This is a genomic window from Streptomyces sp. Root1304, assembly GCF_001426405.1.
Taxonomy (GTDB): Bacteria; Actinomycetota; Actinomycetes; order Streptomycetales; family Streptomycetaceae; genus Streptomyces.
On record NZ_LMEP01000014.1, the window covers coordinates 18,756 to 28,530 of the forward strand.

The 9,775-nt window shown below is 72.3% G+C and carries 8 protein-coding genes and 1 pseudogene; 2 read left to right on the forward strand and 7 right to left on the reverse strand.

The window, feature by feature from the left end:
- Positions 1-100: 100 nt before the first annotated feature.
- The 4 genes from ASD33_RS36325 to cseB form a co-directional block, all read right to left on the reverse strand.
- Complete coding sequence (locus tag ASD33_RS36325; RefSeq protein WP_242427080.1) at positions 101-838, reverse strand: endonuclease/exonuclease/phosphatase family protein; 738 nt, start codon at positions 836-838, stop codon at positions 101-103.
- Between the two features lie 453 nt (positions 839-1,291).
- Positions 1,292-2,275: a serine hydrolase gene (locus ASD33_RS19035; RefSeq protein WP_056561676.1), complete on the reverse strand. Its 984-nt coding sequence runs from the start codon at positions 2,273-2,275 to the stop codon at positions 1,292-1,294.
- Between the two features lie 277 nt (positions 2,276-2,552).
- Complete coding sequence (locus tag ASD33_RS19040; protein WP_056561678.1) at positions 2,553-3,830, reverse strand: HAMP domain-containing sensor histidine kinase; 1,278 nt, start codon at positions 3,828-3,830, stop codon at positions 2,553-2,555.
- Between the two features lie 14 nt (positions 3,831-3,844).
- Positions 3,845-4,588, reverse strand: coding sequence for a two-component system response regulator CseB (gene cseB, locus ASD33_RS19045; RefSeq protein ID WP_056561680.1), 744 nt, complete (start codon positions 4,586-4,588; stop codon positions 3,845-3,847).
- Positions 4,589-4,927: 339 nt separating this feature from the next.
- Here cseB and ASD33_RS19050 point away from each other — a divergent pair, with 339 nt between their 5' ends.
- Positions 4,928-6,553: a serine/threonine-protein kinase gene (locus tag ASD33_RS19050; RefSeq protein ID WP_056561682.1), complete on the forward strand. Its 1,626-nt coding sequence runs from the start codon at positions 4,928-4,930 to the stop codon at positions 6,551-6,553.
- Complete coding sequence (locus ASD33_RS19055) at positions 6,550-8,130, forward strand: serine/threonine-protein kinase (RefSeq protein ID WP_056561684.1); 1,581 nt, start codon at positions 6,550-6,552, stop codon at positions 8,128-8,130. The genes ASD33_RS19050 and ASD33_RS19055 overlap by 4 nt, the downstream gene beginning before the upstream one ends.
- 386 nt (positions 8,131-8,516) lie before the next feature.
- On the opposite strand, the gene ASD33_RS19060 is transcribed toward ASD33_RS19055, so the two are convergent.
- From ASD33_RS19060 to ASD33_RS34255, 3 genes and pseudogenes are all read right to left on the reverse strand, one after another.
- Positions 8,517-8,924 (reverse strand): hypothetical protein, encoded by a 408-nt coding sequence (locus tag ASD33_RS19060; protein WP_157870050.1) that lies wholly within the window; start codon positions 8,922-8,924, stop codon positions 8,517-8,519.
- Between the two features lie 78 nt (positions 8,925-9,002).
- On the reverse strand, positions 9,003-9,365 hold the full coding sequence (locus ASD33_RS19065; protein WP_056561688.1) for a hypothetical protein: 363 nt from the start codon (positions 9,363-9,365) through the stop codon (positions 9,003-9,005).
- Positions 9,366-9,392: 27 nt separating this feature from the next.
- Positions 9,393-9,680 (reverse strand): annotated as a pseudogene (locus tag ASD33_RS34255) (hypothetical protein); the annotation flags it as partial.
- Positions 9,681-9,775: the final 95 nt, after the last annotated feature.

Genomic DNA, 9,775 nt, shown 5'->3' on the forward strand with positions numbered 1-9,775 from the left:
GGATCTCGAATGCGCGCCGCCGGGCGCGACACGGTTTGCGGGGGACACGGCTTGCGGGCCGGTGCGGAGGGGTTGGTTCGGAGCGGGTTCAGGGGCGCTGTCAAGGGGCTTCCGGCGTGTCCGGGGACAGGCTGAGGCGGGCGGCCACGGGGAGGTGATCGCTCGTCGTCGCCGGGAGGGTCCAGGCCGAGGTCGCGTTCATGCCCTTCAGGAGGATCTGGTCGATCCGGACGACGGGGAAGCGTGCGGGCCAGGTGAAGCCGAAGCCCTTTCCGGCCGTGGCCTGGGCCGAGGTCATACCGACGGTCAGGGGGCGGAGCGCGCGGTCGTCGGTGGAGCCGTTCAGGTCGCCCATCACGATGACACGCCGGAGGCGTTCTGCTCGCAGGTCGGCGGCCAGGCGGTCGAGGGCCTCGTCGCGTGCGCCGGCGGTGAAGCCGGTGGGGGTGACGCGTACGGAGGGGAGGTGGGCGACGTAGACGGCGAGCGGGCCTCTCGGCGTGTCCACCGTGGCGCGCAGGGCCCGGGTCCACGGCATGATCGGGACAGGGCGCGTGTCGCGCAGGGGGTACTGGCTCCACAGGCCGACCGTGCCGTCGTAGAAGTGGTACGGGTACGTGGCCGCGAGGGCCTGCTCGTAGAGCGGCGCCGTGTCGGGGCTCAGTTCCTCGAGTGCCAGGATGTTCGCCCCGGACGTGATCAGGCTCCGTGCGGTGCCGTGCGGATCGGGGTTGTCCTGGCGGACGTTGTGGCTGACGACGGTGAGGTCTCCGCCGGGCGAGGACCTGTCGGCGAGCCGGCCGCCGAAGACCGCCAGCCAGACGGTGATCGGGACCACCAGGGCGACCGTTGCCGCCGGCGATCTGCGCAGTACGGCTGCGGCGAGCAGCGCGGGGAGGGCGAGCGCGGTCCAGGGGAGCAGCGTCTCGGCCAGGCTGCCCAGGCGGCCCGGGGAGTCGGGGAGCCAGTCGTGGCCCGCGATGATCAGTGTGAGAACGGCGGAGCAGATCGTGGTGGTCGTGCCCCTGGGTCGGGACGTCCATGGGCTGGGGGGACGGTGTGGGGGCGGGCTTTCTGGGTTTGGAACTGTTGTGGTGGGGGTGAGGGGTGGGGATGCGGGGTTTGGGGCCTTCGCGGCGGGTGCGGGTGGCAGGGCTGCGGTCGTCGGGGCCTTCGCGGCGGGTGCGGACGGCAGGCCTGCGGCCTTCGGGGCCGTCGCGCCCGGCGGCTCGTACCGTCGCGAGTCCTGTGCTGGGGTGTCGGATGCGGGGCGGGTGGGTGTCATCGTGGTTCAGCGTTCCGTCCGTGCCGAGGTCAACTGGTCGCGGAGATCGGTGATGAGGCGGCGGCTGTTCTCCAGGGCCGCGTGCATTCCCTCGCTGGGTGTGGTGTTCGCCCGCTGGTGCAGCACGGCGCCCAGGAGCATGCGGGTGGTGTCGCCGATCCGGACCTCGCAGGCCCACAGGAGGTTGCCGCCCGCCGGGGTGCTGGAGCCGGTCTTGATGCCGACGACACCGGGGGTGTCCAGCAGGGAGTTGGTGTTGGTGATCGGGCCGATGCCGGGCACGGTGATGTCCCGGCTGGCCACGATCTCGCGGAAGACCGGGTCCATCATCGCCTGCCGGGCCAGTTTCAGCTGGTCCACGGCGGTGCTGGTGGTCGTGGGTTCGATGCCGCTCGCTCCCGTGTAGGTCGACCGATCCATGCCCAGGTCGTCGGCGGTGCGCTGCATCTTCTTCGCGAACGCCTCCTGGGTGCCGGAGTCCCAGCGGGCGAGGAGACGGGCGACGTTGTTCCCGGAGGGGATCAGCAGCAGTTCGAGGAGCTGGCGCAGGGAGTACTTCTGGCCGGCCTGGACGGGGACGGTCGACTCGCCACCGATCGCCACCTCGTGGAAGGCCTGTCGGTCCACCTCGATCAGCGGGCCCGGCTCGCCCGGCCGCAGCGGGTGTGCCTTGAGGATGACATGGGCGGTCATCACCTTGGTCAGGCTCGCGATCGGCACCGGTCGCTGGTCGCCCCGCGCTTGCGGGGAGCCCGCGCCCACCAGTTCCACGGCGCTCTGGCCGTCCTGCGGCCACTGGATCGTGCTTCCGTCGATGGCCGGGCCACCGTCGGGGCCGGGTCCGGTGGAGGCCGGCGATTGGTTGCCGGACGCGGACGCGGGGTCGGCTCCACCCTCCACCGTGATGGCCGTGACGGCCGTGATGCCGAGGACGAGCAGGGCCAGCGCGCCGCCCAGGGTGCGGTGACGAAGGGCAGGGTAGGGGGACATCGGGGGCCACCTCCGGGGCTTGCCGTACGGGTCGGGGTACGGCGCCAACACTGCGGGGGTGGTGTGTCGGGGCGGCGGGTGCGAGAGCGCTACGGGCGCTCGGGAACCCATCGGCTGTGTATCGGAGCTGTCAGTTGCCGGTGCTCTGGGTGGCGGGGCGGCTGGAAGTATTCTTTTGGATCACTTGATGACGGTTCGTTCTCAGGGACTGCGAACATGGGCGGCGCTGCTGCCTGCGACGGTGGGTGGAACGCAAGCCCTCGACACCTGCCTGTGATCACGTCACCGGTTGCGTGGCCGCGCGGGGATCGGTCGGTTCGTGGGTGGTCGTCGGGAGGCGCAGCGTCGCTACCGCTCCCCCGTCCTCCGGGTGGTTCGTGAACGTCAGTTTCGCTCCGATCACCTGGGCTTGGCCGCGGGCGATCGTGAGGCCCAGGCCGTGGCCGCGGCCTCGTTCCGCCGCGCCTGTGCGGAAGCGTCGGGGGCCGTGGGCGAGGAGGTCCGCCGGGAAGCCGGGGCCGTGGTCCCGTACCGTGATCGTCGGGCCGGCGACCGTGATCTCCACGGGGGCGGCGCCGTGGCGGTGGGCGTTGACGACGAGGTTCGCGACGATGCGGTCCAGGCGTCGGGGGTCGGTCCTGGCGACCGTCGGCTCGCCCTGGGTGGTCACCCGCGCGGTGTGGCCGGTTCTGGCCACCGACTCCTCGACGAATTCGGTGAGGTCCACCGGTCGCGGCAGTGGCTGCTCGGCGCCCGCGTCGAGGCGGGAGATCTCCAGGAGGTCCTCGACCAGGTCGCGCAGGACCTGGACCCGGTCCCGTACGAGGTCGGTGGCCTCGCTTTCGGGGAGCAGTTCGGACGAGGTGAGCAGGCCCATCAGCGGGGTGCGGAGTTCGTGGGCGACGTCGGCGGTGAAGCGCTGTTCGTCCGCGATGCGCTGTTGCAGGCTGTCCGCCATCGAGTCGACCGTGGCGCCGATCTCGGCGATCTCGTCGCCGCCGCGTCCGCCCATGTCCGTACGGGCGTCCAGGTCGCCCGCCGTGATCCGGCGGGCGGTTCGGGCCACCCTGCGCAGCCGCCGCGCGGGCAGTTCGGTCGCCAGTGCCGTGGCCGGGATCACGATGGCCAGGGTGAGCAGGGAGTACTTCCACATGTGCCGGTCGAGGGCCTGGCGGGTGAGCTCGTCCGTGGTCATGTCGACCTCGACCGCGTACAGCCGGCCGCCTTCCCACCTCGCGGCCCAGTAGACGGGGGCGGGGGGTCCGTCCTCGTAGAAGGTTCCCTCGGTGTGGCGGTCGAGCTGCTGCATCAGGGCGTCGGGGAGTTCGCCGGGGGTCGCGAGGGGCGATTCCTGCTCGGAGGTCCGGGCGGTGTCGATCGCCTGGTCCAGGGTGGCGCGGGCCTTGGCCGCGCCGTCGTGCATCGACCTCCTGAGGGTCGAGTCGTGGACGAGCAGACCGACGGTGAGGGCCATCGCGGAGCAGGCCAGGGCCACCAGAACAATGATCTTCCAGCGCATGGAACGGGGGTTCAGCAGTGCGCGAACGACCGTCATCTCGTTGTCTCCGTTCAGCGCCGCAGCTTGTAGCCGAAGCCGCGTACCGTATCGATGCGTTCGGCGCCGATCTTCTTCCGCAGCCGCTGTACGCACAGGTCGACGACTCTCGTGTCGCCGTCCCAGCCGTAGTCCCAGACGTCGCGCAGCAAGGTCTGGCGGTCCAGCACGATCCCGGGGCGGGCCGCGAACTCCAGCAGCAGCCGCAGTTCGGTCGGCGCCAGGGCCACTTCCCGGCCGTCCCTGGTGACCTCCAGGGCAGCGGGGTCGATCGTGAGATCGCCGAAGACCAGCAGGTCTCGCGGCTCCTCACGCCCGGCCCGGCCCGCCTGTGCCGCGTTCCCGGGCTGCCCCGCCTGTCCTGCCTGATCCGAGGCGCCGAACGTCGCCCGGCGCAGCAGGGAACGGATCCGGGCCACCAGGACCGAGGTGTCCACGGGCTTGACCACGTAGTCGTCGGCCCCTGCTTCCAGTCCCGAGACGACGTCCAGGGCGTCGCCGCGCGCCGACATCATCAGGATCGGGTCCATGCTCGTCTCCCTGATCCTGCGGCACAGCCCGATGCCGTCGAGCCCCGGCAGCATCACGTCGAGCAGCAGCAGGTCGTGCCGCCCCTCCCTGAACAGTTCGAGGCCGCTCAGCCCGTCGCTCGCGACGGTCACGTGGTAGCCGTAGCGCTCCAGTGCCATCGCGACGGATCGACGGATCACCTCGTCGTCCTCGACGAGCAGGATCATCACGGGGGTGGCTTCAGACATGGGCATCCATCGGGCGGGGTGGTCGGCCCTCCATCATGCCTCTCCTCACGATCCACCGCGCGCACCCGGCCGCCTGCGGCACTTCCCGAGCAACCTGTCTGACCTGGGGTGATACATGGTTGATACATGGCCGCGCGGTGGCGGAGACAGGGTTGAGCCTCTGCCGCGACGGGGTTGAAGGCATCGGTACGCCGGTACGTCGGGGCGCCCGGCTCCTTCGTCCGGGAGAGGCACCACCTATGATCGCGGTCTTCAAGGAAGCTTCTCGGGGGAGACCGCATCATGCAGGCAGTGGGACCCGACGATCCGTCACATGTGGGTCCGTTCCGAATAGTTGGCGTGCTCGGGCAGGGCGGCATGGGCCGGGTCCTGTTAGGGGTCGGGGCGGACGGACGGCTCGTCGCCGTCAAGCGCGTGCATGCCGAACTCGCCGACGACGAGGGGTTCCGGGCGCGGTTCCGGCGTGAGGTGGATGCCTCCCGTCGGGTCTCCGGGGCCTATACGGCGCCGGTGGTCGACGCCGACCCGGATGCCGCCGCGCCGTGGCTCGCGTCCCTGTTCCTGCCGGGGCCCACCCTGAGCGAGGCCGTCGGGGCGGCCGGTGTCCTGCCCGAGGAGGCGGTGCGTCGGGGCGGCGCCGGGCTCGCGCGGGCCCTGGCCGATGTCCACCGCGCCGGGCTCGTCCACCGGGACCTGAAACCGTCGAACGTCCTGCTCACCGGGGACGGCGTCCGGGTCATCGACTTCGGAATCGCGCGGGCCGCCGACCACGCGACCCGGATCACCCACACCGGTGCCCTCATCGGCTCCCCCGCCTTCATGGCCCCCGAGCAGATCGACGGGCGCTCCCCCGGGCCGGCCGCCGACGTGTTCGCGCTCGGGGCCACCCTGGCCGTGGCCTGCACGGGCAGGGCGCCCTTCGACGGCGGCTCGGTGCCCGCTGTTCTGCACGCCGTCGTTCACGGGGAGCCCGACCTCACGGGCGTACCGTCCGGTCTGCGGGAGCTCATCGGTGCCTGCCTCGCCAAGGACCCCTCCCTGCGGCCGTCGCCGCAGGAGGTGCCGGCGCGCCTCGGCTCCTTGGCCGCCGCCGTCCGGCCCTGGCCGGAGGCGGTGCATGCCCGGATCGCGGCGCAGCGGGGCGAGGTCGACCGGCTCCTCCGGGCCGCACCGGCCGCCGCTCCCCCGTCCTCGCTTCCTTCCACGCCCGCGCGTCCACCGTCGTCCCCGCCCGTACCCGCGTTCTCGCCCGCTCCCCCGCCCTCGGCTGCTCCCGCGTTCTCGCCCGCTTCCCCGGCCCCCTCCCTGGCCGCTTCCCCGTCCGCTACCGCTCCCGTGCGAGCCGCTCGGCGCCGTCGGCCGCTCGTCCTGGCCGTCGCCGCGGCGGTCCTCGTGGCCGTCGGAGCGGTGGGTGCGGCGACGGGCTGGGCGGCCGACGTCTACTACATGGTGGCGCCCGAGCCCGTCCCCACTCCGGGGGGTGTGCCGCTGGACAAGGTCGCCGACGCGTACACCGCGGCCCCGCCCTCCTGCGCGCAGACACATGCCCGGCTCAAGGCGCCCGCCGGGTTCACCCCGGACCGCACCCTGGACAACCCAACCCGGACGACCCCGCACGACGGGTGGCGGACCGTGCAGTGCTCGTGGATCACCCGCACCGGCGACCGCGTCACAGTCGGTTGGGACCTGTACGACAGTGCCGCGGGGCGGACCGGCGCCGAGCGGGCGAAGGAGAAGTACGAGGAGTTCTACCGGCGTGGCATCACCCCGCGCGACTTCTCGCTCGGCTTCGTCGAGGAGGCCCTGTGGGAGAAGCCGCAGGGCAAGTACTGCGTGCTGCACGGCCGGAGCGGGAACATGAAGCTCTTCCTCCTCGTGCAGGGTCCCGCCTATGCGGCGGGCCGGTGCGAGAGCGTCACCGTGGAGATGGGGCGGCAGGCCATGGCGGCGGTGAAGGCCCGGTGACCCGCCCGCTCGGTCCCACGGACCCGCGCCGGGCCGGCCCGTACCGGCTCCTCGCCGAGCTGGGCCGGGGTGGCATGGGGCGGGTGTTCCTCGGTGTCGCGCCGGACGGGCGGCTCGCCGCCGTGAAGCAGATCCATGCCCGGCTCGCGGCCGACGAGGGGTTCCGCGCCCGGTTCCGGCGTGAGGCCGAGGCGTCGCGGCGGGTGTCGGGTGCCTGTACGGCGGCTGTTCTGGACGCCGACACGGAAGCGGCCACGCCCTGGCTCGCCTCGGTGTTCGTCGCCGGTCCCTCGCTGGGCGCGGCCGTGGCGCGGTCGGGCTCGCTGCCCGCCGAGACCGTGCGCAGGCTCGCCGTGGGTTTGGCGACGGCGCTGGAGGAGATCCACCGGGCCGGGCTGATCCACCGCGATCTGAAGCCGGACAACGTGCTGTTGTCGCAGGAAGGCGTCCGGGTCATCGACTTCGGTATCGCGCGGGCCGCCGAGAGCGGGGATCTCGCCGAGCTGACCGGGACGGGGCTGGTCGTCGGTTCCCCCGCGTTCATGTCGCCCGAGCAGGCGGAGGGGCTGGAGCTCACTCCGGCCAGCGACGTGTTCTCGCTCGGTTCGGTGCTGGTGCTGGCCGCGACGGGGGCGAGCCCGTTCGCCGGGCCCTCGACCCTTCAGGAGCTCTACGCCGTCGTGCACGCCGAGCCCGCGCTCGACGCCGTGCCGCCGGGCCTGCGGGGTCTCGTCGCCGCCTGTCTGGCCAAGGATCCGGCGGCCCGCCCGAGCCCCGCGCAGCTCCTCGCCGCGCTGGGCCCGTCTGCGCCCGTCACCCGGCACTGGCCGCCGGCCGTCCACGCGGCGATCAGCGAACAACAGGCGGGCCTCGACGGGCTTCTGGCAGCTGGGGGTCCGGACTCGGAGCGCACCGTGATCGTGCCGCCGCCGGGCGGTGCCACCGCCGTGGTCACCCAGCTGTCCGTTCCTGCCGACGCACCGGCGCGCCGGAGGCGTTCCGGAGTGCGGGCCGCTGTCGCGGCCGGAGTCGTCGTGTGCCTGCTGGGCGCCGGAGCCTGGTGGTACGTGCGCGAGGACGACCGGGCGGCCGGGCCGCCGGACCGGTATCTGACCATGCCGACCTGTGCGGAGGCGGCCGTACGGCTCCCCCTGCCGGAGCGCCGGACGGACATGGACGACACCAGCGACAGCACCTCCTTCGCCCAGACCCGCTGCTACTGGTACGACCGGGACAAGCAGTTCCCTAGCGACTGGGAGTCCCTGTCCCACGCCGACGTCCGCTGGAACCTTCGCCGCTCCGTGGGGTACTCCGAGAACGCCACCGCGGTCCAGGAGGAGGACTTCACGGACGACGCGCGCGCCGGACGCCCCGCGACGGGTCTCGCCTTCGCCGACCAGGCGTACTGGGAACCCCTGTCGTCCGGTGACTGGAGAACCTGCGCCCTGTCCGTACGTAAGGCGAACCTCACCGTGTACGTCGCGCTGGGCGGCGACCGGCACCCGGCCGTCGGCTGCGAACGAGAGGCCACGAAGATCGCGGAGGCGGCCTTGAGCGCAGTCCCGGACGCGGTCTGAGGGTGCCGCCCGCCCGTGGCGTCTCTCCGTGGACCCGTCGCCGGGAGGCCTCAACCGTAGGACACCGGTGCTCGACGAACCGGGGGCGTGCCCGCCGGGGTCCTCGGACCGCGGCTGCCGGGACGTGGTGAGCGCCGGGCGACGTGTGTCGCCCGGCGCCCGCCGCACTGCCGCAGGTCTCCCCGAGCGGCCGTGAGCGTCAGGTGCAGGTCAGGTAGTCGTGGGTCCCGAGCAGCGTGGCGGTGACCGCGAGCAGGGTGGTGAGGCGGGTGGTTCTGCTCATGGCGATCGTGCTCCTGTGGGGTGGGGCGGTTCCTCGGAACCCGACGGGAACGCCGACGCCGTGCGCGTCAGCCGGGGCCGTGCTGCGAACGGGGTGATTCCCCTCAGGAGAAGACGTTCAGGGTGAGCTTGCCGCGCCACGGCAAGGAGACCCCGGACTCGGCGATGTCCCCGACATAGGCCAGGCAGATCTGGGCGCCTGCCTTGAAGTTGGTGCCGAGCTTGTGGCGGCTGCCGTCCCCGACGTCGACGGCCGTGCCGTGGACGTCGCGCTGGCCGCACTTATACCAGAAGACCTTCATCGGCACGCCGACGTCCGTGATCTGGAGGTAGATGTTGCTGCCCCCGACGGTGACGGAGTGCGGGTTGGTGGCGTACGTGTACCGGTTGGTGACGGTGCCCTGGATGTATTCCGTCGTGGCCGAGGCCGGGGCCGCTCCGAGTGCCAGGGCGGCGGTGAGGCCGGAGACCACGACGCTCAGGGCGCGAGCGGCTCGTAGGGAATCGGGCATGACTGTCCCCTTGGTGGGTGGGTGGGTGGTGAGCGGAGGGTGGTGGCTGCGGGCCGGTCGCGTGGGCGCGGGACCGCGTCAGCAGTTGTCCGAGGTGACGATGCGGATCTTGTCGACCGTGCCGATCTTCCGCAGGTCGTTCCTGTTCTCGCCGGGGCGGACGCACCGCGTGGCGCCGTTGGTGAAGTGGAGCAGCGCCCCGTTGCGCAGGCGCGCGTTGAACACCGCGGCGGCGCCGCGACTCGCGCTGAGCGTCTGCCACGTGGCCGTGATGTCCTGGAAGTACCCGGTGGTCGCGCCGTCGGCGGAGTAGAAGCAGACGTACGCGACCGGGCAGCCCAGGCTGTCGGCCTGCGCGGCGGGGGCCGAGGACAGGCTCGCGGCGAAGACGCCCATGCCGGCGGCGAGGACCGCGACCGAGCGGCGGGTCCCGAACTTCATGACGGGTTCCTCTTCCTGCGGTCGGGGTCAGGCGCTGGCGGACGAGGTGCAGGCGCTGGAGCCGCCGCAGTAGGTGATGTCCCAGTGGTTGCCCTCGTCGGCGTAGACGTTGCCGGCGGCGGAACGCCAGCGCGGGGAGCCGTCGCTCCGGGTCGAGATGCGGGTGAAGCTGTTCTTCACGTACGAGTCGACGCACGAGTTGTGGGCGATGTCGGCCTTGTAGCCGTTCCAGTGGCTGTACGTGCCGCTCGCGTGGCCCGTCTCGGTGCCGCCGGTGATGTTGATGCCGCACCCGCTCGCGGTCCGCAGCGTCTTGAGAGGGCGTTAAGTCCGTTTCTGGTAGCGGCCTCGTCCGGGCTGGGTGAGGAAGCCTTGACGGGTGAGGCGTCCGAGGCGGCTGCGGGTGATGT